This is a genomic window from Streptomyces sp. NPDC032940, from assembly GCF_040636935.1.
Taxonomy (GTDB): domain Bacteria; phylum Actinomycetota; class Actinomycetes; order Streptomycetales; family Streptomycetaceae; genus Streptomyces.
Map to the genome: position 1 here is coordinate 1 of NZ_JBEZVJ010000004.1, position 22,843 is coordinate 22,843.

General features: G+C 72.5%; 18 protein-coding genes. 10 read left to right on the plus strand and 8 right to left on the minus strand.

Going from position 1 to position 22,843, the window contains the following annotated elements; all coding sequences use genetic code 11:
• Positions 1 to 136: 136 nt before the first annotated feature.
• From AB0E77_RS07055 to AB0E77_RS07075, 5 genes are read right to left on the minus strand one after another with little or no spacing between them, the layout of a single operon-like run.
• Positions 137 to 1,447 (minus strand): DUF58 domain-containing protein, encoded by a 1,311-nt coding sequence (locus AB0E77_RS07055; protein ID WP_361566716.1) that lies wholly within the window; start codon positions 1,445 to 1,447, stop codon positions 137 to 139.
• On the minus strand, positions 1,447 to 2,436 hold the full coding sequence (locus AB0E77_RS07060) for a MoxR family ATPase (RefSeq protein WP_361567499.1): 990 nt from the start codon (positions 2,434 to 2,436) through the stop codon (positions 1,447 to 1,449). Before AB0E77_RS07060 ends, AB0E77_RS07055 begins: the two co-directional genes overlap by 1 nt.
• Positions 2,436 to 3,644: a DUF4350 domain-containing protein gene (locus AB0E77_RS07065; protein WP_361566719.1), complete on the minus strand. Its 1,209-nt coding sequence runs from the start codon at positions 3,642 to 3,644 to the stop codon at positions 2,436 to 2,438. Before AB0E77_RS07065 ends, AB0E77_RS07060 begins: the two co-directional genes overlap by 1 nt.
• Positions 3,641 to 4,399, minus strand: coding sequence for a DUF4129 domain-containing protein (locus AB0E77_RS07070; protein ID WP_361567502.1), 759 nt, complete (start codon positions 4,397 to 4,399; stop codon positions 3,641 to 3,643). Before AB0E77_RS07070 ends, AB0E77_RS07065 begins: the two co-directional genes overlap by 4 nt.
• Positions 4,400 to 4,421: 22 nt before the next feature.
• Positions 4,422 to 5,735: a glycerophosphoryl diester phosphodiesterase membrane domain-containing protein gene (locus AB0E77_RS07075; protein ID WP_361566721.1), complete on the minus strand. Its 1,314-nt coding sequence runs from the start codon at positions 5,733 to 5,735 to the stop codon at positions 4,422 to 4,424.
• A gap of 140 nt (positions 5,736 to 5,875) precedes the next feature.
• Between AB0E77_RS07075 and mtnA the strand changes: the two genes are divergently transcribed.
• The 7 genes from mtnA (at position 5,876) to AB0E77_RS07110 (ending at position 14,807) form a co-directional block, all read left to right on the plus strand.
• Positions 5,876 to 7,018, plus strand: coding sequence for an S-methyl-5-thioribose-1-phosphate isomerase (mtnA, locus tag AB0E77_RS07080; protein ID WP_361566724.1), 1,143 nt, complete (start codon positions 5,876 to 5,878; stop codon positions 7,016 to 7,018).
• Between the two features lie 184 nt (positions 7,019 to 7,202).
• Positions 7,203 to 7,892 carry a two-component system response regulator MtrA gene (mtrA, locus tag AB0E77_RS07085; RefSeq protein ID WP_003975799.1) on the plus strand — a complete coding sequence of 230 codons (690 nt, stop codon included), beginning with the start codon at positions 7,203 to 7,205 and terminating at the stop codon, positions 7,890 to 7,892.
• Between the two features lies 1 nt (position 7,893).
• Positions 7,894 to 9,963 (plus strand): MtrAB system histidine kinase MtrB, encoded by a 2,070-nt coding sequence (gene mtrB, locus AB0E77_RS07090; RefSeq protein ID WP_361566727.1) that lies wholly within the window; start codon positions 7,894 to 7,896, stop codon positions 9,961 to 9,963.
• Positions 9,953 to 11,800, plus strand: a complete 1,848-nt coding sequence (locus AB0E77_RS07095; protein ID WP_361566730.1) for an LpqB family beta-propeller domain-containing protein — start codon at positions 9,953 to 9,955, stop codon at positions 11,798 to 11,800. Before mtrB ends, AB0E77_RS07095 begins: the two co-directional genes overlap by 11 nt.
• Positions 11,801 to 11,930: 130 nt before the next feature.
• Positions 11,931 to 12,818: a ComF family protein gene (locus AB0E77_RS07100; protein WP_361566732.1), complete on the plus strand. Its 888-nt coding sequence runs from the start codon at positions 11,931 to 11,933 to the stop codon at positions 12,816 to 12,818.
• 312 nt (positions 12,819 to 13,130) lie between these two features.
• Entirely contained in the window at positions 13,131 to 13,823 is a 693-nt protein-coding gene (gene raiA, locus AB0E77_RS07105; protein WP_361566735.1) for a ribosome-associated translation inhibitor RaiA, read from the plus strand.
• 237 nt (positions 13,824 to 14,060) lie between these two features.
• The gene (locus AB0E77_RS07110) at positions 14,061 to 14,807 is read left to right on the plus strand and encodes a response regulator transcription factor (RefSeq protein ID WP_361566738.1); all 747 of its coding nucleotides are present in this window, start codon (positions 14,061 to 14,063) and stop codon (positions 14,805 to 14,807) included.
• Between the two features lie 39 nt (positions 14,808 to 14,846).
• Here AB0E77_RS07110 and AB0E77_RS07115 read toward each other — a convergent pair whose 3' ends face one another.
• Positions 14,847 to 16,022 carry a crosslink repair DNA glycosylase YcaQ family protein gene (locus AB0E77_RS07115; protein ID WP_361566741.1) on the minus strand — a complete coding sequence of 392 codons (1,176 nt, stop codon included), beginning with the start codon at positions 16,020 to 16,022 and terminating at the stop codon, positions 14,847 to 14,849.
• An 89-nt stretch (positions 16,023 to 16,111) separates the two neighbouring features.
• Positions 16,112 to 16,690: a GNAT family protein gene (locus AB0E77_RS07120; RefSeq protein WP_361566743.1), complete on the minus strand. Its 579-nt coding sequence runs from the start codon at positions 16,688 to 16,690 to the stop codon at positions 16,112 to 16,114.
• Between the two features lie 278 nt (positions 16,691 to 16,968).
• Here AB0E77_RS07120 and secA point away from each other — a divergent pair, with 278 nt between their 5' ends.
• A complete protein-coding gene (secA, locus tag AB0E77_RS07125; protein ID WP_361566746.1) occupies positions 16,969 to 19,815 on the plus strand; it encodes a preprotein translocase subunit SecA in 2,847 nt (948 codons plus the stop codon).
• Between the two features lie 107 nt (positions 19,816 to 19,922).
• Here the strand turns inward: secA and AB0E77_RS07130 are convergent, their stop codons facing one another.
• Complete coding sequence (locus tag AB0E77_RS07130) at positions 19,923 to 20,729, minus strand: Rv3235 family protein (RefSeq protein WP_361566749.1); 807 nt, start codon at positions 20,727 to 20,729, stop codon at positions 19,923 to 19,925.
• A 337-nt stretch (positions 20,730 to 21,066) separates the two neighbouring features.
• Between AB0E77_RS07130 and AB0E77_RS07135 the strand changes: the two genes are divergently transcribed.
• Together AB0E77_RS07135 and AB0E77_RS07140 are read left to right on the plus strand one after the other, a co-directional pair.
• Positions 21,067 to 21,585, plus strand: a complete 519-nt coding sequence (locus AB0E77_RS07135) for a hypothetical protein (protein WP_361566752.1) — start codon at positions 21,067 to 21,069, stop codon at positions 21,583 to 21,585.
• An 80-nt stretch (positions 21,586 to 21,665) separates the two neighbouring features.
• Positions 21,666 to 22,337: an HAD family hydrolase gene (locus tag AB0E77_RS07140; RefSeq protein ID WP_361566755.1), complete on the plus strand. Its 672-nt coding sequence runs from the start codon at positions 21,666 to 21,668 to the stop codon at positions 22,335 to 22,337.
• Positions 22,338 to 22,843 lie beyond the last annotated feature (506 nt).

Genomic DNA, 22,843 nt, shown 5'->3' on the forward strand with positions numbered 1-22,843 from the left:
TGGTACTGCAGGGGGGACCCTGTGGGAGAGTAGGACGCCGCCGAACAATTATTCCGGGAAACCCCGCACCTTACGGTGCGGGGTTTTCTGCGTTTTCAGGGACCTTTCCGTTCGGTCCCGGGCCGGCAGCGGGTCGTCACAGACGGCCCGCTGCCTTCAGTTCCAGATAGGCGTCGGCCAGCGCGGGGGCCAGTTCGTCCGGCGTCGCGTCGACGACCGTCACGCCGTGCCGGCGGAGCTGGTCGGAGGTGCGACGGCGTTCCGCCTGGGCCTGCGCGGCGGCGGCAGCCTCGTACACCGCGTCGGTGTTGCCGCGGGCCTTCGCCATCCGGGAGATGTGCGGGTCCGCCACCGAGGCCACGAGGACCGTGTGGCGCTGGGTCAGCTGAGGCAGGACCGGAAGCAGTCCCTCTTCGATCGGTGTCGTGTCGAGCGTCGTGAACAGCACGATCAGCGAGCGGCGCGGAGCCGAGCGGAGCGCGGTCGCCGTGAGGCCGCGTGCGTCGGTCTCCAGCAGCTCCGGCTCAAGGGTCGCCATCGCGTCGACCAGAGAGGGCAGCACATCACCTGCCGTCCTGCCCTGGACCAGGGCGCGTACCCGGCGGTCATAGGCGAGGAGGTCGACGCGGTCACCGGCGCGGGACGCCAGGGCTGCCAGGAGCAGGGCGGCGTCCATGGAGGCGTCGAGGCGGGGTGCGTCGCCCACGCGGCCCGCGGAGGTGCGGCCCGTGTCGAGGACGAGCAGGATGTGCCGGTCGCGTTCGGGGCGCCAGGTGCGTACGGCGACGGTGGACTGGCGGGCGGTCGCGCGCCAGTCGATGGAACGGGTGTCGTCGCCGGGGACGTACTCGCGGAGGCTGTCGAACTCCGTGCCCTCACCGCGGGTGAGCACGCTGGTGCGGCCGTCGAGTTCGCGCAGGCGCGACAGCTTGGACGGGAGGTGCTTGCGGCTGGTGAACGGGGGCAGGACGCGCACCGTCCAGGGAACCAGGTGGGCGCCCTGGCGGGAGAAGAGACCCAGCGGGCCGTACGAGCGGATCGTGACGCGGTCCGTCTGACGGTCGCCGCGGCGTGTGGGACGCAGGCGTGTGGTCACGCGTCGGCGTTCGCCGGAGGGGACCGCGAGGCGGTGGCGGGAGGCGGCCGTCTCCGTGCCGGGCTGCCAGCTGCTGGGCGGCCAGGCGTCGCGCAGGTCGGCGCGGAGCGGGCGGCCGGACGGGTTGGTGACCGTCAGGGTGACGTCGGCGGTTTCACCCAGGCGGGCCGAGGTGTCGCCGGAACGGGACAGGCGAAGCCGCCGTACCGGGGCGGCCAGGGCGAAGTCGCAGGCGCAGGCCAGGGCCAGCGGGGCGTTGACCGCGAGGATGCCCGTCCAGCCGGGGTCCCAGATGCCGACGGGGACGGAGCCGAGGGCCGCGAGGAGCGCGGCGCGTCCGGTGAGTGCCATCAGCGGGGGACGGGGACGTGGGCGAGGACCGCGTTGATGACGGAGTCGGCGGTCACGCCTTCCATCTCGGCCTCCGGGCGGAGCTGCACGCGGTGGCGGAGGGTGGGGAGGGCGAGGGCCTTCACGTCGTCGGGGGTGACGTAGTCGCGGCCCGTGAGCCAGGCCCAGGCCCGGGACGTCGACAGCAGTGCCGTGGCTCCGCGCGGGGAGACGCCGAGGGTGAGGGACGGCGACTCGCGGGTGGCGCGGCAGATGTCGACGACGTAGGCCGTGATCTCCGGGTGGACCGTCGTCTTGGCGACCTCGGCGCGGGCCGCCTCCAGGTCGGCGGCGTTCGCCACGGGGCGTACCCCGGCGGTGTGCAGGTCGCGTGGGTTGAAGCCGGCGGCGTGGCGGGTGAGGACGTCGATCTCGTCCTGGCGGGAGGGCAGCGGGACGGTCAGCTTGAGGAGGAAGCGGTCCAGCTGGGCTTCGGGCAGGGGGTAGGTGCCCTCGTACTCGACCGGGTTCTGGGTCGCGGCGACCAGGAACGGCTCGGGGAGCGGGCGGGGGGTGCCGTCGACCGTGACCTGCCGTTCCTCCATGGCTTCGAGGAGGGACGACTGGGTCTTCGGGGGCGTGCGGTTGATCTCGTCGGCGAGGAGCAGGTTGGTGAAGACCGGGCCGGGCTGGAAGGAGAACTCGGCGGTGCGGGCGTCGTAGACCAGGGAGCCGGTGACGTCGCTGGGCATCAGGTCGGGGGTGAACTGGACACGCTTGGTGTCGAGTTCGAGGGATGCGGCCAGGGCTCGGACGAGGAGGGTCTTGGCGACTCCGGGGACACCTTCGAGGAGGACATGGCCGCGGCACAGCAGGGCGACGACGAGACCGGTCACGGCGGCGTCCTGGCCGACCACGGCCTTGGCGATCTCGGCGCGCAGGGCTTCCAGGGCGGCGCGGGCGCTGCCCGGGTCTCCGCTCTGCCCGGCGTTGTCAGTGGTCGGGTCCATCATGGACGGCGTACCTCTCTTTCGAGGGCGTCGAGTTGATCGGCGAGGGCGATGAGTGCCGCGTCGTCGCGGGGCGGCGGGCCGTAGAGGAGGGTGTGCAGGGACTGTCCGTCGCCGTGGAGGTGGGCGGACAGTGCGGGGAGCAGGGCCTCGGGCGCGTGAGCCTGGGCGACGGGGACGCCGACGAGGGGGGCGAGGCGGGTGCGGGTCGCGGAGCGAAGAGCGGTCGCCGCGCGGTCACGGGCGTTGGCCTTGCGGTAGAGGCGGGCGCGGCCTTCGGTGGTCTCGGAGGCGCGGATGGCCACGGGGAGTTTTTCGGGCACCAGGGGGCCGAGTCGGCGTGCCCGCCACAGGGCGGCCAGAGCCGCGGCGATGAAGAGCTGCAGGGTTCCCCAGAGCCAGCCGGAGGGGAGCAGGTCGAAGAAGCCGCGCTCGTCGTCCGGGGCGGGGGTGTCGGAGAGCGAGGGGAGGTACCAGACCAGATGGGGGCGGGAGCCGAGGAGTTGGAGGGCGAGCGAGGCGTTGCCGTGCTCGTCGAGGCGCTTGTTGTAGACGATGTCCCGTGCGCCGAGGACGATCGTGTCGCCCGGGGTTGCTTCTCCGGAGGCCGGAGCCGTCTCGGGGATGCGGAGCAGGGTGGCCAGGCGCTCGCCGGGGTAGCAGCGGTCCGCCTGTGGGTGGGTGGTCGTGTAGCGGATGCCGCCGGTGTCGGCGGTACCCGCGCGGCGGGCGGCGGGCAGGTCGCAGTCGGGGGACAGCGTCGAGTCGAAGCTGATCGCGGGGTCGGCGGTGACACCGGGGGCGAGGCGTTCGACGGAGGTGCCGCCGGGGGCCAGGAGGACCGTACGTCCGCCGGAGCCGGCGGTCGCGGAGTGCAGCTCGGTCTGCTGGTCCTCGGTGAGCAGGTCGGGGACGGCCACCAGCAGCGTGGTGTCCGGCCCGGCGGCGGCGCGGGCGTCGTCCAGGGTGGTGACCACCCGGGTGGACACACCGCGGTCGGCGAGGAGTTCGGCGACGGCCCGGCTGCCGTAGGGGTCCGCGGAGCGTGGGTCGAGCTCGCCGTGCCGGGCGTCGGAGCGGACGACGGCGATCGCGACGGCGCCGGCGAGCAGCAGCACGAGGGCGAGCGTGACGCCTCGCGCGCGATTCCACAGCCGGTGGGCGGTGGGCGAGGCCGAGGTGGTGGGGAGCGTGGCGTCGGTGGTCATCCGGCGGCTCCCCGGTGGGTGTTCGGGTCGTGCGCTCCGTCGGGAGTGCTGCCGGCCAGGTGCGGTGTGCTGCGTTCCAGGTCGCGGTCGAGGTCGGTCAGGCGGTGGTACGCCTGCTCCGTGCCGGGCCGGCCGCCGTATGCGACGTCGTCGAAGTCCCGGGCCGCGGCGCGCAGCCGGTCGCCGTGGGCGGGCAGGGCGCGGCCGGCTTCGGTGGCGGCCTCGTCGGCGGTGCGGCCGGGGCGGATGTCGAGGAGGGCGCGTTCCTCCAGGGCGCGGACGACGGCCCGCATGCGCTCCTGGACGGCCTGGTTCCAGTGGCCCTGGGCGGCGTGCGCCTCGGCTGCGGCGCGGTGGTCGGCGGCACTGCGGGGGCGGTCGTCGAAGAGGGCGGGGGCGGAGGCGGGGGCGCGGCGCGGGGTGCCCAGGCGCCACCAGAGGGCGCCCAGTACCGCGACGACGGCGGCGATGACGACGGTCAGGCCGAGTGTCCCGCCGGGTGTCGCGGTGGAGGCCCTGTCGAACAGCTCGCCGATCCAGTCCCAGAGGGCGTTGAGCGCCCGCTGGACCCAGCTGGGGTCGTTCTCGTGGTACATGGGCCTGGACAGCTCGCGGCGCGCCGCCTCCCGTGCGGGGTCGCGTGGCGTCGTCAGCGGCGGTTCCTCGCCGCCGGAGCGTGCCAGGGACAGCACGGAGGTGTCCCCGGCGCGCAGCAACGTCCGTACGGCGGTGCGTGGCAGCACCTCTGTGAGCATTCCCCCCGTCGCGCTCACCGCATCAGCTTCCCGGGACGGCGCCGGTGCTGCCGGGGCCCTGGGTGCCGGCGGCGCGGGCCAGTTCGAGGTCGAGGGCCTCGCGGCGGATGCGCTGGTCGATGTAGAGGAGCACCGTGACGCCCGCCGTGATCGGGAAGGTGATCATGGAGCCGATCACCGAGCCGACGCCGGTGACGACGAGGAAGGTCCAGCCGAGGTCGCCGCCGCCCTCGAGGAATCCGCTGACCCCGTCGCCGCTGAGGGTGGCGGCGAGGAAGGTGAAGGGGATGACGATGATCGACGCGACGATGTTCGCGATGACCGTGGCGAGCAGCTGGATGCCGAAGATTCGCCACCAGGAGCCGCGCACCAGCTTCGTCGAGCGGCTCATCGCCTTCTTGATGCCCTGCTTCTCCAGCATCAGGGCCGGGGAGGCGAGGGAGAAGCGGACCATGAGCCACACGGCGACGACGCCGCCGGCCAGGAAGCCGAGAGCGGCCAGGGCCACGCCTCCCTCGCCGCCCGCGGTGGCGGTGACGAGGAGGCCGGGCAGCATGGCGGCGAAGAGGATGCCGGCGACCATCAGCAGCAGGAGGACGATCAGGCCGAACAGTTTGATCACCTGAGGGCGCGCGTCCTGCCAGGCCTCGCGGGTGGTCACCGGCCTGCCGAGGACGGCGCGGCTGGTGACGGTGGTGAGCAGGGCCGTGGCGACGACGGTGCCGATCAGGGAGATCAGGAAGACGACGCCCGAGTTGACCGTGGTCGAGGTGAGCGCGTCGGCGAGCTCGCTCAGGGTGGCGTCGGGGTCGTTGAGGGCGTCGGAGGCGGTGTCCTCCAGGACGAGGCCCTGGAGGAGTACGACGATGACCTCGGTGAAGATCGCGACGGTCAGGGAGATGCCGAGGACCGTGCGCCAGTAGGTGCGCATGGTGGAGACCGCGCCGTCGAGGATCTCGCCGACGCCGAGCGGGCGCAGCGGGATCACGCCGGGCTTGGCCGCGGGCGGCGGGCCTCCCCAGCCCGCTCCCCAGCCGGGGCCGCCAGGGCCCGCGTAGCCACGGCCCTGGCCGCCGTACCCGCCCGGAGGCGGGGGCGGGGTGCCCCAGCCGCCGTGGGGCGGCGGGGGAGGCGCGGTCGGGCCGCCGGTGGGGGCGGACCATTGGCCGGGTGGCGGCTGTTCCTTGGACCACTTCGTGCCGGGGCTCGTCGGTTCCGCGCTCGGCCGGTCCGCGGGCTCGCCGGTGGCCGGGCGGTCGGCGGGGCCGGATGCGCCGGGCTCCTGCCCGTCGGACGGGGCGGATCCGGGCGAGGTCCAGCCCGGAGTGTCGTTCATCGTCGCTCCTTCACGGTGCCCATCCGCGGTCGCGGCGGCAGGTTGGCAGCCATCGTGCCATGGGGTGGTCGGCTGTGGACCGGGAGAGGTGGAGGCAGCCCGTCTTCAATTGTCCGCCGGATCGGGGGCAGACTGACCGCATGGCTGATCAGTACGCGCACAGCGGCGAGGACAAGCGGCCGACCGGGATACCCGCCCTCCGCTGGGAGGAGCCCCCCGAGGGCCCGGTGCTGGTCCTGCTGGACCAGACGAGACTGCCGGCCGAGGAGGTCGAGCTGGTCTGCACGGACCCGGCGGCGCTGGTGGAGGCGATCCGCTCGCTCGCTGTGCGCGGGGCACCGCTGCTCGGCGTCGCGGGCGCCTACGGCGTCGCGCTCGCCGCCGTCCGTGGCTACGAGGTGGAGCAGGCCGCCGCCGCGCTGGCGGGGGCACGTCCCACCGCCGTGAATCTCGCCGTGGGGGTGCGCCGGGCCCAGGACGCGCACCGGGAGGCGCTGGCCAGGACCGGTGACACCCGGCAGGCCGCCGCGGCGGCGCTGGCCGCGGCGCGGGCGCTGCACGAGGAGGACGCCGTGGCCAGCGCTCGGATGGCGGAGCACGGTCTGGCGCTGCTGGACGAGCTGCTGCCCGCCGGCGGGCACCGCGTCCTCACCCACTGCAACACCGGGGCGCTGGTGTCGGGCGGTGAGGGGACGGCGTTCGCGGTGGCGCTCGCCGCGCACCGTGCGGGTCGGCTGCGGCGCCTGTGGGTGGACGAGACGCGTCCGCTGCTGCAGGGCGCCCGGCTGACGGCCTACGAGGCCGCGCGCAACGACATGCCGTACACCCTGCTCACCGACAACGCGGCCGGTTCGCTGTTCGCGGCGGGTGAGGTGGACGCGGTGCTGATCGGCGCGGACCGGATCGCGGCCGACGGGTCGGTGGCGAACAAGGTGGGGAGTTATCCGCTCGCGGTGCTGGCGCGGTACCACCATGTGCCGTTCATCGTGGTCGCGCCGGTGACGACGGTGGACACGGGGACGCCGGACGGGGCGTCCATCGAGGTCGAGCAGCGCCCCGGGTACGAGGTGACCGAGGTGACGGCGCCCCAGGTGCGGGTGACGGGAGCGGGCGGCGGGATTCCGGTGGCTCCGCTGGGGACGCAGGCGTACAACCCGGCGTTCGACGTGACGCCGCCCGAGCTGGTGACGGCGATCGTCACAGAGGAGGGCGTCGTCTCGCCCGTGACGGCTCGGGCGCTCGCCGGGCTGGGCGCCGGGGTGCGGCGGCCGACGGCCGGCTGAGCGGGGCCACCGGACATCCCTGGCGGCGGGCCGGCTCCGCCTGCGTTCCGTAGTGCGGCACGGACACGCTGTGAGGAGGGCGGGGCGGCGGTCGGCCGGGGCAGACAGTGAGGGCTCGGTACGACTATCGTCACAGGCCAGTGACCTCGCTCACCAGCGCCTCTGTAGTCGTTACGAGAATGGGATGATGTCGTTTATGAAGGGACGAGTCCTTGTCGTCGACGACGACACCGCACTGGCCGAGATGCTCGGCATCGTGCTGCGTGGTGAGGGTTTTGAGCCGTCTTTCGTAGCCGACGGCGACAAGGCGCTGGCCGCCTTCCGTGAGACCAAGCCCGATCTGGTGCTGCTCGACCTGATGCTGCCCGGCCGGGACGGCATCGAGGTCTGCCGCCTGATCAGGGCGGAGTCCGGCGTGCCGATCGTGATGCTGACGGCCAAGAGCGACACCGTCGACGTGGTGGTGGGCCTGGAGTCCGGCGCCGACGACTACATCGTGAAGCCGTTCAAGCCGAAGGAGCTGGTGGCCCGGATCCGGGCGCGGCTGCGGAGGTCGGAGGAGCCGGCGCCGGAGCAGCTCGCCATCGGTGACCTGGTGATCGACGTGGCCGGCCACTCCGTGAAGCGGGACGGGCAGTCGATCGCGCTGACGCCGCTGGAGTTCGACCTGCTGGTCGCGCTGGCCCGCAAGCCGTGGCAGGTGTTCACCCGCGAGGTGCTCCTCGAGCAGGTCTGGGGCTACCGGCACGCGGCCGACACCCGGCTGGTCAACGTGCATGTACAGCGGCTGCGCTCCAAGGTCGAGAAGGACCCGGAGAAGCCGGAGATCGTGGTGACCGTCCGTGGCGTCGGTTACAAGGCCGGACCGAGCTGACATGAGCGGGGACAGTGCCGCTTCGGCGCCCGGCCGCTCCGGGGACCGCGCCGGGCGGCCTGTCGGCCACGGGTCCGGGCGTTCACGCTGGGCGCGTCTGCTCGAGGGCGGGCTGCTGCACGGCGGCGTCCAGGGCAGCCCGGTGCTCCGCCTGTTCATGCGCTGGGTACGGCGTCCGCTGCTGCCCGTGATGCGGCTGTGGCGGCGCAACATCCAGCTCAAGGTCGTCGCCACCACGCTGCTGATGTCGCTCGGTGTCGTGCTGCTGCTCGGCTTCGTCGTGATCGGGCAGGTCCGCAACGGTCTGCTGGACGCCAAGGTGAAGGCGTCGCAGAGTCAGGCCACCGGTGGCTTCGCGGTGGCCAAGCAGAAGGCCGAGGAGACGGCGAGCACCACCGGCGACGAGGGCACCCCCGTCGACGGCCGTCCGCCGCAGAACGTCATCCAGTGGATGAGCGACCTCGTGAAGTCGCTCTCCAGCGGCGGCCAGGGCGCCTTCGACGTGGTCACGCTCCCCATGGGCGGGGACAGCGGCAGCGGGCGCGGCCCGCGCGCCTCCGGCCTGGTCAACTGGTCGTCCAGCGTGCCCGAGGAGCTGCGGGAGCGGATCGACGGCGACCCGGCGGCGGCGCAGAGCTACACGCGGATCGTCTACGACTCCGACCAGCCCTCGCAGCCGGGCCTGGTCATCGGCAAGCAGGTCAACGACCCGAACGGTGAGCCGTACCAGCTGTACTACCTCTTCCCGCTGACGCAGGAGGAGAAGTCGCTCAGCCTGGTCAAGGGCACGCTGGCGACGGCCGGGCTGTTCGTGGTCGTCCTGCTCGGAGCCATCGCCTGGCTGGTGGTGCGCCAGGTCGTCACGCCCGTGCGGATGGCGGCGAGCATCGCCGAGCGGCTGTCCGCCGGGCGGCTGCAGGAACGGATGAAGGTCACCGGCGAGGACGACATCGCGCGGCTCGGCGAGGCCTTCAACAAGATGGCGCAGAACCTCCAGTTGAAGATCAGCCAGCTCGAGGACCTGTCGCGGATGCAGCGGCGGTTCGTCTCCGACGTGTCGCACGAGCTGCGGACACCGCTGACGACCGTGCGGATGGCTGCCGACGTCATCCACGACGCGCGCGTGGACTTCGATCCGGTGACCGCGCGGTCGGCCGAGCTGCTCGCGGACCAGCTGGACCGGTTCGAGACGCTGCTGGCGGACCTCCTGGAGATCAGTCGCTTCGACGCGGGTGCGGCGGCGCTGGAGGCGGAGCCGATCGACCTGCGGGAGGTCGTGCGGCGGGTCGTCAGCGGGGCCGAGCCGCTCGCCGAGCGCAAGGGCACGCGGATACGCGTCGTCGGCGACCAGCAGCCCGTCGTCGCCGAGGCGGACGCCCGGCGCGTGGAGCGGGTGCTGCGCAATCTCGTCGTCAACGCCGTCGAGCACGGCGAGGGCGAGGACGTCGTCGTGCGGCTCGCCGCGGCCGGCGGCGCCGTCGCCGTCGCGGTGCGCGACTACGGCGTCGGGCTCAAGCCCGGCGAGGCCACCCGGGTCTTCAGCCGCTTCTGGCGGGCCGACCCGGCACGCGCGCGTACCACCGGCGGTACCGGGCTCGGTCTGTCGATCGCCCTGGAGGACGCGCGGCTGCACGGCGGCTGGCTGCAGGCCTGGGGCGAACCGGGCGGCGGTTCGCAGTTCCGGCTGACGCTGCCGCGGACCGCGGACGAGCCGCTGCGGGGCTCGCCGATACCGCTGGAGCCGGCGGACTCGCGCCGCAACCGCGGACTGAACGACGCCGGTCTCCACGACGGGGGCCGGGCACAGGGCGGGGACAAGGCGGTCACCGTGCCGGCGCAGGCGGCACTGGGCCAGGGGTCCTCGGCGTCCGGGCGGGGCCCGATACCGCCGCGGCCGTCCGCCGCCACCGCCGATCCGACGGCGCTGCCCGGCAACGGCGCGCGTGTGGTGCCGCGGCCCGTCTCCGGAGCCCGTGAACAGAACGGCACGCCCGGGCCGGAGGCGGCGAGCCGCCCGGACGGCGGGCCGGAGGAGCCGAGCAGGCAAGGGGAGGCATTTCGTGGGCGCTGACCGCGAGGGGAGCGGCCGGCGGACACCGACGCGCGCGATGACGTACGCGGTCTGCGGCGTCGTACTGCTGGCGGGGTGTGCGTCCATGCCCGACCACGGCGACCTGCGGGGCGTGGAGTCCACGCCCCGCCAGGACCCGCAGGTGCGGGTGTTCGCGATGCCGCCGGCGGAGGACGCCTCGCCGTCGGTGATCGTGCAGGGCTTTCTGGAGGCGCTGACCAGCAACGACCCGCACTACGAGACGGCCCGCAAGTATCTGACGGCCGAGGCGGCGAAGACCTGGGAACCGGAGCGGTCCACGACGGTGCTGGCGGGCGGGGCCGGGACCGAGGCCGACCACCTGGCGAGCCGTGAGGACACCGACGACTACTCGTACTCGGTCACGCTGACCGGCACCCGGGTCGCCACGGTGGACGCGCAGCAGTCGTACGCGCCGGCGGCGGGCGAGTACCGCGAGCCGGTGCACCTCACCCGGGACCCGAAGAGCCGGCAGTGGCGCATCGACGTGCTGCCGCAGGGCGTGGTCATGGGCAAGTCCGACTTCCAGCGCACCTACATGTCGGTCAACAAGTACTACTTCGCCTCGAACACCGTCCCCAAGGAGCAGGCCGGTGCGCGGGCGGAGCCGACGGCCGTCGCCGATCCGGTCTATGTGCGCCGGCTCGTGGACCCGATGACCCAGGTCGTGCGGTCGCTGATCAGCGGGCCGACGAGTCTGCTGGGGCCCGTGGTCAGGTCGAGCTTCCCGAGCGGTACGGCACTGGCGGACAACGTCGACTCGCTGACGCCGGACGACCGCAACAAGCTGACGGTGCCGCTGAACGCCAAGGCCGCCGGGGTCGGCGCGGACAAGTGCGACGAGATGGCGACCCAGCTCCTGTTCACCCTCCAGAACCTCACCCCCGCCGTGGACGAGGTGGAGCTGACCTCGGGGAACAGGCGGCTGTGCTCGCTCGGCGAGGACCGGGCCGAGGCGGTCGCGACGCGGGGTTCGGCCCAGCGGCCCGACTACCTGTACTTCGTGGACGCCAAGCACCGCCTGGTGCGGATCGCCGCGGGCAGCACCGCCACCCATCCCGAGACCGTGCCCGGGGCGCTGGGCGAGGGCACGACGGCGCTGCGGTCGGTGGCGGTGTCGCGGGACGAGCACAGCGCGGCCGGTATCGGCTTCGACTCCAAGTCGCTGTACGTCGCCTCGCTGGTGCCCGGCAGTTCGCTCGGAGACCCCCTGCTGGTCAGCGGCGGCAAGACGGAGGGGGACAGGCTGACGCCGCCCAGCTGGGACGCGCAGGGCGACCTGTGGATCGCCGACCGGGACCCGAAGAATCCCCGCCTGCTGCTGTTGCAGGACGGCGCGGGCAAGCCGGCGCAGGTGCGCATCCCCGGACTGGACGGGCGCGTACAGGCCGTGCGGGTGGCGGCCGACGGGGTGCGGATCGCACTCGTCGTGGAGAAGGACGGCGAACGGTCACTGCTCATCGGGCGGATCGAACGCGACGGACGGGCCGGCGAGCAGCCCACGGTCACCGTCGTCGAACTGCGCTCCGCCACACCCGAGCTGGAGGAGGTCACGGCCATGTCCTGGGCAGGCGACAGCCGCCTCGTGGTGGTCGGCCGCGAGCGCGGGGGCGTCCAGCAGATCGGGTACGTCCAGGTGGACGGCTCCACGCCGGAGGCATCGGTGCCGGCGGCGCTGACCGGGGTCAAGGAGATCGCCGCGACCGAGGACGAACGGCTGCCGCTGGTGGCGTACTCGGAGGACCTGATCGTCCGGCTGCCGTCCGGTATGCAGTGGCAGAAGGTGACGGAGGGGACGGCGCCGGTCTATCCGGGGTGACGGCGGCGCCGACGGGCGTTCACCCGTGCGGGTGAGGCCGTTGTCCCCAGGGGTGGACTTGTCCCCAGGCGGCGCCCGGGGTTTTCCACAGGCCTGGCCGGAGGGGACGGGCGCGGGCACAGTGGTGGTCATGCGCAGGTGGTGGCGGGATCTCGGCGACCTGGTGCTGCCGGCCGAGTGCGGAGGCTGCGGCAGGGCCCGCACGGTGCTGTGCCCACGGTGCCGTGCGGTGCTGAGCGGGGGAGCGCCGTGCCGGGTGCGTCCGGATCCGGAGCCGCCCGGACTGCCGGCCGTGTACGCGGCGACGCGGTACGCCGACGAGGCGCGGGCCGCGCTGCTGGCCCACAAGGAACGCGGTGTGCTGGCCCTCGCCGGGCCGCTCGGCACGGCGCTCGCGGGGGCCGTACGGGCCGGTCTCCGGGAGGCGGGTGCCCACGGCGGTGAGGTGCGGTGCGGCAGGGCTCGGTGGCCGGTGCTGCTCGTACCCGTGCCGTCCGCGCGCCGGGCGGTGCGGGCGCGCGGGCACGACCCCGCGCGGCGCATCGCCCTCGCGGCGGCCGGTGAGCTGCGGCGGACCGGGACGTCCGCCCGGGTGCTCGCCGCGCTGCGCCAGCGGCACGCCGTGGCCGACCAGTCGGGGCTGGACGCCCGGCAGCGACGGGACAACCTCGCCGGTGCGCTGGTGGTGGCGACCGGCGGGGCCCGGCTGCTGGGCGGCCGTGGGCGGATCGTCCTCGTCGACGACCTGATGACCACGGGGGCCTCCCTGGCGGAGGCGGCGCGTGCCGTGCGGGAGGCGGTCGCGGACGAGTGCAGGGATGAGCAGGGGGCGGGGGCGCGGACGTATGGAACGGCGAAATCGACTGTGTATTCGTCGGCGGCACGGGAAGGCAGAGAGGAACGGAAGAGCGGACCTCGAATGAAGGGTCCGGACGGAGGCGGTGGCGTGATCCCGGAAGCGATCTGGGCGGCTGTGGTCGCCGCATCACCAGATGCTTTCGAAATAAACCGGAACTGATCGACTACTTGCTTCGTTGCAGGTAATGACAAGGTCAATTCACCGGAACGGAGGTACGTCGCGGTAGAGGGTGACGACATCCGTCCGAGCGAGATATGTTCGGTTGTGAGGCAAAGCCGCAGGCCACACCTCTCGAATCCGAATGCCGTGCTGCTCGTTCAGCCGTCATCACCCGCACCGGTGGAGTGGATACCTCGCCCGCGGGGGAGGAGGTGGAAGTCACCGAGTCCGAGGTTCCGGGAGAACCGGAACCTGGTGCAAAAGGGAGATGCTCCGCCGCCGAAGCGGAGCGATCCGGGAACGGAGTTCTGCGTGGACATCGTCGTCAAGGGCCGCAAGACCGAGGTGCCCGAGCGGTTCCGGAAGCACGTGGCCGAGAAGCTGAAGCTGGAGAAGATCCAGAAGCTCGACGGCAAGGTGATCAGCCTCGACGTCGAGGTGTCCAAGGAGCCCAACCCCCGACAGGCCGACCGCTGCGACCGGGTGGAGATCACCCTCCGTTCCCGCGGTCCGGTGATCCGGGCGGAGGCAGCGGCGAGCGACCCGTACGCGGCGCTCGACCTGGCGGCGGAGAAGCTCGACGCCCGGCTGCGCAAGCAGCACGACAAGCGCTTCTCGCGGCGCGGCGCGCGCCGGATCCCGGCGGCCGAGGTCGCCGACCACGTCCCCGGCGCAGCGACACTCAACGGCAACGGGGAGGTCGTTCCGGAGGAGAAGCAGGACGGCGTACCCACCAAGAAGATCGGCTCGCTCGAGGTCCAGGGCGACGGACCCCTCGTCGTCCGCGAGAAGACCCACGTGGCCGCGCCGATGTCCCTCGACCAGGCCCTCTACGAGATGGAGCTGGTCGGACACGACTTCTATCTCTTCGTCGACTCCGAGACCAAGGAGCCCAGCGTCGTCTACCGGCGGCACGCCTACGACTACGGCGTGATCCACCTCACGACGGACACGATGGTCACGCAGGCGCACGCGCCCGAGGCGGGCGACGCGCTCGGCGGCTGACCACGCCGGCTGACCACGCCGGGTGACGCTCGGACCGGTGCCCCTGGAGCGCGTGTGCGCCCCCAGGGGCATCGGTGTGCGACGGTGCGCGAGGTGTGCGACCCCTGCGCGGCCCGCACTGTCGCCCCCGCGTCGGCGCGGCATGGAATCATGGCGGCAACCACCCAACCGGTGGGTCGTTGCCTTGTGTTGGCGATGGCTCAGGACCACAGGCCAGGGCCTTCAGGGGGAGGAACGATGGCGGACAGTTTCGGACCGATGCGGGACGACGGCGCCGACGACGGCGTCGTCGGCATGGGCCCGGAGGCGGGATCGTCACGCGCGGAGCCGATCAGGGTCCTGGTCGTGGACGACCACGCGCTGTTCCGCCGCGGCCTGGAGATCGTGCTCGCGGCCGAGGAGGACATCCAGGTCGTCGGCGAGGCCGGTGACGGTGCCGAGGCCGTGGAGAAGGCCGCCGACCTGCTGCCGGACATCATCCTGATGGACGTGCGGATGCCCAAGCGCGGCGGCATCGAGGCGTGCACCTCCATCAAGGAGGTCGCCCCCAGCGCCAAGATCATCATGCTGACGATCAGCGACGAGGAGGCGGACCTCTACGACGCGATCAAGGCCGGCGCGACGGGCTATCTCCTCAAGGAGATCTCGACCGACGAGGTGGCGACCGCCATCCGCGCGGTGGCCGACGGCCAGTCGCAGATCAGCCCGTCCATGGCGTCGAAACTCCTCACCGAGTTCAAGTCGATGATCCAGCGGACCGACGAGCGCCGGCTCGTGCCCGCGCCGCGCCTCACGGACCGCGAGCTGGAGGTGCTCAAGCTCGTCGCCACGGGAATGAACAACCGGGACATCGCCAAGGAGCTGTTCATTTCCGAGAACACCGTGAAGAACCACGTGCGCAACATCCTGGAGAAACTGCAGCTGCATTCCAGGATGGAAGCCGTGGTGTACGCGATGCGGGAGAAGATCCTCGAGATCCGCTGACGGTATGTCACCGCCCGCGGACCGGGCGAGCGGTGGGGATCAGTCGAGCAGGAGGGACAGCTCCCTCATGAGCGGCTCGCGCAGTTCGGGCGCGTCCACCCGCTCCACGCGTACGTCCGTGCAGTCCACCCAGCTCGCCGCCTCGACCAGGGCCTGGGCCACCGCCGGAGCCGCCCTGCGGCCGTCCAGAGTGACCTGCCGGGCGACCAGGGTGCGCCCCTCGCGTGCCGGGTCCACCCGGCCGACGAGCCGGCCACCGGCCAGCACCGGCATCGCGAAGTAGCCGTGCACCCGCTTCTGCTTGGGCACGTAGGCCTCCAGGCGGTGGGTGAAGCCGAAGATCCGCTCGGTGCGCGCGCGTTCCCAGATCAGGGAGTCGAAAGGGGACAGCAGCGTGGTGCGGTGACGGCCGCGCGGGGGTGCCGCCAGAGCCGCCGGGTCCGCCCAGGCCGGCTTGCCCCAGCCCTCCACCGTCACCGGGACCAGGCCCGAGTCGGCGATCACGGCGTCGACCTGTTCGGCCTTGAGCCGGTGGTAGTCCGCGATGTCCGCGCGGGTGCCGACGCCCACGGACCGGCCGGCCAGGCGGACCAGCCGGCGCAGGCACTCGGTGTCGTCCAGGTCGTCGTGGAGCAGGGTCTCCGGGACGGCGCGCTCGGCCAGGTCGTACACCCGCTTCCAGCCTCGGCGCTCGACGCACACCACCTCGCCGTACATGAGGGCGCGCTCGACGGCGACCTTCGTGCCCGACCAGTCCCACCACTCGCTGGTCTTCTTCGCCCCGCCGAGATCCGTGGCGGTGAGGGGGCCCTCGGTGCGCAGCTGCTTGACGACCTGGTCGTAGGTGCCGTCGGGGAGGGGGTGGTTCCAGTGCGGGCGGTTGCGGTAGGCGCGGCGGCGGAAGGCGAAGTGGGGCCATTCCTCGATGGGGAGGATGCAGGCGGCGTGGGACCAGTACTCGAAGGCGTGGGTGTCCTTCCAGTAGGCGTCCTCGACGGTCCCGCGGCCCACGGCGCCGAGGCGGGCGTACGGGATGAGCTCGTGGGAGCGGGCGAGGACGGAGATCGTGTCGAGCTGCACCGCGCCCAGGTGACGGAGGACGCCGCGGACACCGGCGCGGCGGTCGGGGGCGCCGAGGAAGCCCTGTGCGCGGAGGGCGATGCGGCGGGCCTCGTCTGCGGACAGTTCCGTGGCGGGGGGCGGGAGGGTCGTCATGCGTTCGCACGATAGGGGGTGGGTCTGACAGTGGGGGTGGGGCGCGTTGCGGCACGACTGCCCGCAGCTGGGTGGGGCGGTGCCCGCAGCTACGACCGGCGAGAGGTGGCCGGGAGGTAGGGGGTGGGGGTGGGGAGGGAGAGGTCTGAGGGGAGGAGAGAGGCTATCCAGCAGTCGCGGCGGGTGCCGTTGTTGAGGAGCGCGGAGCGCAGCGTGCCCTCCACGGTGAAGCCGACGCGCAGGGCCACCGCGCGGGAGGCGGCGTTGCCGACCTCGGCGCGCCACTCCAGGCGGTCGAGAGCCCGGTGGCGGAAGGCCCAGCGGGCGAGGGCGGAGGCGGCCTCGGTGACGTAGCCGCGTCCGCGGTGTTGCCTGACGGCCCAGAAGCCGATCTCGCCGACGCCCGGGGCGACCATCGTGACGCCGAGCATGGCGGTGAGCTCGCCGGTGGGCAGGAAGGCGCCGAAGGTGAACATCGAGTCGTTCGCCCAGCCGTCGGGGACCAGCTGCTCGGTGAAGCCCCGCGCGTGTTCCGGGAGGTACGGCGAGGGGATCGTCGTCCAGCGCTGGATGTCGGGGTCCTGGCAGGCGGCGTACACGGCCTCGGTGTCCTGGGGGCCGACCGTGCGCAGGACGAGACGGTCGGTGGTGAGCGTCCGGGGTTCCATCGGCCGATTCTGCGGGGCGACCCGCGGCACGCGCCATGGGTTTGCGGTGTGGGGACGGGCGGTCACTTTCCGTGCATTTGGTCGGCGGGTGCGGCACCATCCGCGGGCCTCGCACGTTGAACCATGTGACGGCGACCGCAAGAAGGACGCAGGAGTGCGCGGTCCCGGCTGTGGCAGGCCTCCCGGGGCGGCGGGGTCCTCGCATACGATGGCCGTTGCTCAGTCAGTCACATGGAAACCGACCGTCCCAGGCCCGACCGGCAAGGAGACCAACCCCCGTGTCCGTCCTCTCGAAGATCATGCGTGCAGGCGAAGGCAAGATCCTGCGCAAGCTGCACCGCATCGCGGACCAGGTCAACTCCATCGAAGAGGACTTCGTCGACCTCTCCGACGCCGAGCTGCGGGCCCTCACCGATGAGTACAAGCAGCGCTATGCCGACGGTGAGAGCCTGGACGACCTGCTGCCCGAGGCCTTCGCCACCGTCCGCGAGGCCGCCAAGCGCGTCCTCGGCCAGCGCCACTACGACGTGCAGATCATGGGCGGCGCCGCCCTGCACCTCGGGTACGTGGCGGAGATGAAGACCGGTGAGGGCAAGACCCTGGTCGGTACGCTGCCCGCCTATCTGAACGCCCTTTCCGGCGACGGCGTCCACATCGTCACGGTCAACGACTACCTGGCCGAGCGCGACTCCGAGATGATGGGCCGCGTCCACAAGTTCCTCGGGCTCGAGGTCGGCTGCATCCTGGCCAACCAGACGCCGGCCCAGCGCCGCGAGATGTACAAGTGCGACATCACGTACGGCACGAACAACGAGTTCGGCTTCGACTACCTCCGCGACAACATGGCGTGGTCCAAGGACGAGCTCGTCCAGCGCGGCCACAACTTCGCCATCGTCGACGAGGTCGACTCCATCCTCGTCGACGAGGCCCGCACGCCGCTGATCATCTCCGGCCCGGCCGACCAGGCCACCAAGTGGTACGGCGACTTCGCCAAGCTGGTCACGCGCCTGAAGAAGGGCGAGGCGGGCAACCCCCTCAAGGGCATCGAGGAGACCGGCGACTACGAGGTCGACGAGAAGAAGCGCACGGTCGCCATCCACGAGTCCGGCGTCAGCAAGGTCGAGGACTGGCTGGGCATCGACAACCTCTACGAGTCGGTGAACACCCCGCTCGTGGGTTACCTGAACAACGCCATCAAGGCCAAGGAACTCTTCAAGAAGGACAAGGACTACGTCGTCCTCGACGGCGAGGTCATGATCGTCGACGAGCACACCGGACGTATCCTCGCCGGCCGCCGCTACAACGAGGGCATGCACCAGGCGATCGAGGCGAAGGAAGGGGTGGACATCAAGGACGAGAACCAGACGCTCGCCACGATCACCCTCCAGAACTTCTTCCGCCTCTACAAGCGCCACGACCACGACGGCAAGGAACTCCCGGGCCTGTCCGGCATGACCGGTACGGCGATGACCGAGGCCGCCGAGTTCCACCAGATCTACAAGCTCGGCGTGGTGCCCATCCCGACCAACCGGCCGATGGTCCGCAAGGACCAGTCCGACCTGATCTACCGCACCGAGGTCGCCAAGTTCGAGGCGGTCGTCGACGACATCGCCGAGAAGCACGAGAAGGGCCAGCCGATCCTCGTCGGCACCACCTCGGTCGAGAAGTCCGAGTACCTCTCGCAGCAGCTCAGCAAGCGCGGCATCCAGCACGAGGTGCTCAACGCCAAGCACCACGAGCGTGAGGCGTCGATCGTCGCCCAGGCGGGCCGCAAGGGCGCTGTGACGGTGGCCACCAACATGGCCGGCCGCGGTACGGACATCAAGCTCGGCGGCAACCCCGAGGACCTCGCCGAGGCCGAGCTGCGCCAGCGGGGCCTCGACCCCGAGGAGCACATCGAGGAGTGGGCCGCGGCCCTGCCCGCCGCCCTGGAGCGGGCCGAGCAGGCCGTCAAGGCCGAGAAGGAAGAGGTCGAGCGGCTCGGCGGCCTCTATGTGCTGGGCACCGAGCGGCACGAGTCCCGCCGCATCGACAACCAGCTGCGCGGTCGTTCCGGCCGCCAGGGCGACCCCGGCGAGTCCCGGTTCTACCTCTCCCTCGGCGACGACCTGATGCGGCTGTTCAAGGCCCAGATGGTCGAGCGCGTGATGTCGATGGCCAACGTGCCCGACGACGTGCCGATCGAGAACAAGATGGTCACCCGGGCGATCGCGTCCGCCCAGTCGCAGGTCGAGACGCAGAACTTTGAGACCCGTAAGAACGTCCTGAAGTACGACGAGGTGCTCAACCGGCAGCGCGAGGTCATCTACGGCGAGCGGCGCCGCGTCCTGGAGGGCGAGGACCTGCAGGAGCAGATCCAGCACTTCATGAACGACACGATCGACGCCTACGTCCAGGCCGAGACCGCCGAGGGCTTCCCCGAGGACTGGGACCTCGACCGGCTGTGGGGCGCCTTCAAGCAGCTCTACCCGGTGAAGGTCACCGTCGAGGAGCTGGAGGAGGCGGCCGGCGACCGGGCCGGCCTGACCGCCGAGTACATCGAGGAGTCCATCAAGGACGACATCCTGGAGCAGTACGAGGCGCGCGAGGCGCAGCTCGGCTCCGAGATCATGCGTGAGCTGGAGCGCCGGGTCGTGCTCTCGGTCCTCGACCGCAAGTGGCGCGAGCACCTCTACGAGATGGACTACCTCCAGGAGGGCATCGGCCTGCGCGCGATGGCGCAGAAGGACCCGCTGGTCGAGTACCAGCGCGAGGGCTTCGACATGTTCCAGGCCATGATGGAGGGCATCAAGGAGGAGTCCGTCGGCTACCTGTTCAACCTGGAGGTCCAGGTCGAGCAGCAGGTCGAGGAGGTCCCCGTCGAGGCCGCCGCTCCCTCGCTGGAGAAGGCCCCGCAGGACGCCGTCCCGGCCCAGGCCGGCGCGCGTCCGGAGATCCGCGCGAAGGGGCTCGACGCGCCGCAGCGCCGGGACCTCCACTTCTCCGCTCCGACCGTGGACGGCGAGGGCGGTGTCATCGAGGGCGACTTCACCACCGACGAGGAGCCCGCGCGGTCCTCGGCCGACGGTCTCACGCGCGCGGAGCGCCGCAAGCAGGCCAAGGGCGGGCGGCGCCGCAAGAAGTGACACCGCGGCGCCTGCGAGGCGCCGTGGCGGCGGGAAGGGCCGGGCACCCCAGGGGAGCCCGGCCCTTCGGCCTGTCCGGGACGCGGTGACTGTGCCGGTCGCCGAGGTCAGGCGTCGTAGTCGTCGTCCGCCGGCCGCCTGCGGGGGCCGCCCAGTTCCACCGCGGCGCAGCGCCAGCGCAGGTCCCGTCCCTGTTCCAGGCGGAAGGCCATGGCACGCAGCTGGTCACCGGCACCGATCCGGGCGAAGACCTCCAGTGCGCCCGGACGGGCCTCGTAGTAGCCGATGTCGCGGACGACGGGGAGGGTGCCGCGGGTGCGCAGCGGGCCGCGTTCGGCCAGCCGGGCCAGTTCGTCGTAGGCACGGCCGACGGTGTGCCGGAGCATCGCGTGTACGGGGCGCCTGCCGCTGAGCACCTCGAGGAGGAGCTCAGCGAAGTGGTCCGTGGGACGGAGCTGCGGGACCGGCCGGCGCGGGGCCTGGGCGGGAACCCGCCGGGTGGCGGGGGCGGTCGTCGGCGCGGGGGTCGCGATCCGGCGGGCGGCGGCCGAGGCGCGGTCCGGGGCGGGGACGGCGGTGGTGGCTGCCGCGCGTGCGTTCGCCCTGGCCAGGCCGCCCGGTCCGGCGGTCACCGGGCGGTTGTCGGCCGGCCGCGTACGGGCGCGGGCGGAGCGGCCCGGAGAGCCCGGAGGCCGCCCTCCCGGCGCCGCGGTGCGGACGCCGCGTCCGCCGGGCCTGCGGGGCGGTACGCCGCCCGGTGAGGCGTCCGCCGGGGCGAGCGAGGCGCCCTGGGCGGGTGCCTGGGGAAGGACGGGCACGCCACCCGTGGGACGGGGCGCGGCCGGGAGGTGGGAGGTCGGGCGGGTCCTGGTCATGACCTTGCGCAGGGGCGGCACGGTCGGTGTGGGCTGCATGGGGATCCCCGTTTCGGCGACCCGGGCGATACCGGGCGGTAACTTCATGGTCGGGGATCTTGTACGGGTCGGCGGGCGGCCACGGCAAGGAGGCGGAGAGCCGCGTCGGGGGCGTCGGGAGGTTCACCTATCCGAGTGGCAGGAGGTGCGGCGAGGCCATGGGAAAGGCGGGGACGGTGCGGGTGCACCGGGTGAATTCCGGGGCCGGAAGTGGACGCTTCCGGTGCCCTCGGCGGGCGCCCGAAAGGGGACGCCGCACGTATCCTGAAGGCCGCTGGACGGATCTTCGTCCTCTGCCCGGCTTCCCTCCGGTTCCCGACCACGAAAGCGGCCCGTCATGCGCGTCTACGTCCCCCTGACCCTTTCCGGCCTCGCCGAGGCGCACAGGACGGGGCGACTGGGGGAGACCGGGCCGCTCGTCGCGTACGCCGTCACGCCGGCGGTGCGCGAGTGGGTCCGCTCGGACGACATCGAGGAGCTGGAGTACGCCGCCCTGAGCCGGGCCGCGCTGGCCTCGCTGCGGCTGCTGGCGGCGGACGCGGGGGCGGCGCGACGCCGGGTCGTGGTCGCGGCGGACGTCTCCGACGGGGCGGTGTCGGCCGGCCCTGGACGGGAGGCCGGTGCCCCCGCGCTGGGCGAGGTGCTGGTCGACGGGGGCGTACGGCTGGCGAAGACGGCCGCGGTGCACGTCGACTCCGCCGACGCGGAGACGGACGTGGCCGCCGCGGCCGAGGCCCTCGCGGCGGCGGACGGCGGGGACGACGACGCCGGGTTCGTGGTGGACGGGGCCGAGGACCACGAGCTGCTCTGGTACGCGACGCAGGAGATCCCCCACCTGGTCGGGGCCCGCGACTGAGCGGTGGCGGTCGTCGTCGTGCCCCCCGGGGTCCGGGGCGGGCGTCTTCGGTGTCAGTGGCGGCGGGTACGTTTTCTGGCATGGGGACGCAGACAGGGGCGCACATCGTCTGGGACTGGAACGGCACGCTGTTCCACGACAACGACGCCATCATCGGGGCGACGAACGCGGCGTTCGCCGAGTTCGGGCTGACGCCGATCACGCTCGAGCAGTACCGGGCGCTGTACTGCGTGCCGGTGCCGAAGTTCTACGAGCGGCTGATGGGGCGGCTGCCCACGGACGCCGAGTGGGAGGTCATGGACGCCGCCTTCCACCGGTACTACACCGAGCACCGGGTGCGGTGCGGGCTCACCGAGGGTGCGGCGGAGCTGCTCGCCGGGTGGCGGGCGGCGGGGCGCAGCCAGTCGATCCTCAGCATGTACGGGCACGAGGAGCTCGTTCCGCTGGTGCGGGGGATGGGGATCGAGACGCACTTCATACGCGTCGACGGACGGACGGGGCCGTCCGGGGGGAGCAAGGCCGAGCACATGGTGCGGCATCTGGCGGCGCTGGGGTCGGTGGTGGAGCCGGCCCGGACCGTGGTGATCGGGGACGCGGCGGACGACGCGGTGGCGGCGCTGCACGTGGGGGCGCGGGCGGTGCTGTACACCGGGGGGTCGCACAGTCGGGCGAGTCTGGTGGGGGTCGGGGTGCCGGTGGTGGACACGTTGGGGGAGGCGGTGGCGGAGGCGGAGCGATTGGCGGGGGCGTGAGGTGTCGTGGGGGCCGGGGCCGGATGCCCTCGGGCGAGGGTGCCGTGGGGTGAGTGGTGCCCCGTGTGGGTGTCGGCCGGGGAGTGGGTTTCGCGGCCCGGCGTTGCGGGGTGCCTCCCCACTCTCGGCTTCTCCCCCACGCTCGGCTTCGCCCCCGCGGGGGGACCCCCATGCGCGGGGGACCCCCATCGCCCCTGGGGGTGCCTCCCAGGCCGTTCAGACACTGGGGGAGGCACGATTGCCCGCAGCTCAGCAGTCGGCCGGCTGTGGCGGCACGATTGCCCGTAGCTGTGCTGCGGTGCAGTGACTGTGCAGGATGTCCAAGTTCTGGGCGTTGTTTTGTACACATGCGGCTCATGACGGATGACCTGTCGGGGGCGATAGCCTTGTGGCGTGATCAGCGCGATAGCTCGCGGGGGCACCGGCGCCCCTGCTCTGCGCCCGGCGAGCACGGACGACATCCGTGACCGGGCGGCGGTCGCTGGTCTTCGCGGGCGGGACGGGGC

Bases quoted from the DNA above. Each gene is read 5' to 3' on its own strand.
- AB0E77_RS07055 (WP_361566716.1), bottom strand. From the start codon at position 1,447: ATGGCACTCACCGGACGCGCCGCGCTCCTCGCGGCCCTCGGCTCCGTC.
- AB0E77_RS07060 (WP_361567499.1), bottom strand. From the start codon at position 2,436: ATGGACCCGACCACTGACAACGCCGGGCAGAGCGGAGACCCGGGCAGC.
- AB0E77_RS07065 (WP_361566719.1), bottom strand. From the start codon at position 3,644: ATGACCACCGACGCCACGCTCCCCACCACCTCGGCCTCGCCCACCGCC.
- AB0E77_RS07070 (WP_361567502.1), bottom strand. From the start codon at position 4,399: ATGCTCACAGAGGTGCTGCCACGCACCGCCGTACGGACGTTGCTGCGC.
- AB0E77_RS07075 (WP_361566721.1), bottom strand. From the start codon at position 5,735: ATGAACGACACTCCGGGCTGGACCTCGCCCGGATCCGCCCCGTCCGAC.
- mtnA (WP_361566724.1), top strand. From the start codon at position 5,876: ATGGCTGATCAGTACGCGCACAGCGGCGAGGACAAGCGGCCGACCGGG.
- mtrA (WP_003975799.1), top strand. From the start codon at position 7,203: ATGATGTCGTTTATGAAGGGACGAGTCCTTGTCGTCGACGACGACACC.
- mtrB (WP_361566727.1), top strand. From the start codon at position 7,894: ATGAGCGGGGACAGTGCCGCTTCGGCGCCCGGCCGCTCCGGGGACCGC.
- AB0E77_RS07100 (WP_361566732.1), top strand. From the start codon at position 11,931: ATGCGCAGGTGGTGGCGGGATCTCGGCGACCTGGTGCTGCCGGCCGAG.
- AB0E77_RS07110 (WP_361566738.1), top strand. From the start codon at position 14,061: ATGGCGGACAGTTTCGGACCGATGCGGGACGACGGCGCCGACGACGGC.
- AB0E77_RS07115 (WP_361566741.1), bottom strand. From the start codon at position 16,022: ATGACGACCCTCCCGCCCCCCGCCACGGAACTGTCCGCAGACGAGGCC.
- AB0E77_RS07120 (WP_361566743.1), bottom strand. From the start codon at position 16,690: ATGGAACCCCGGACGCTCACCACCGACCGTCTCGTCCTGCGCACGGTC.
- AB0E77_RS07130 (WP_361566749.1), bottom strand. From the start codon at position 20,729: ATGCAGCCCACACCGACCGTGCCGCCCCTGCGCAAGGTCATGACCAGG.
- AB0E77_RS07135 (WP_361566752.1), top strand. From the start codon at position 21,067: ATGCGCGTCTACGTCCCCCTGACCCTTTCCGGCCTCGCCGAGGCGCAC.
- AB0E77_RS07140 (WP_361566755.1), top strand. From the start codon at position 21,666: ATGGGGACGCAGACAGGGGCGCACATCGTCTGGGACTGGAACGGCACG.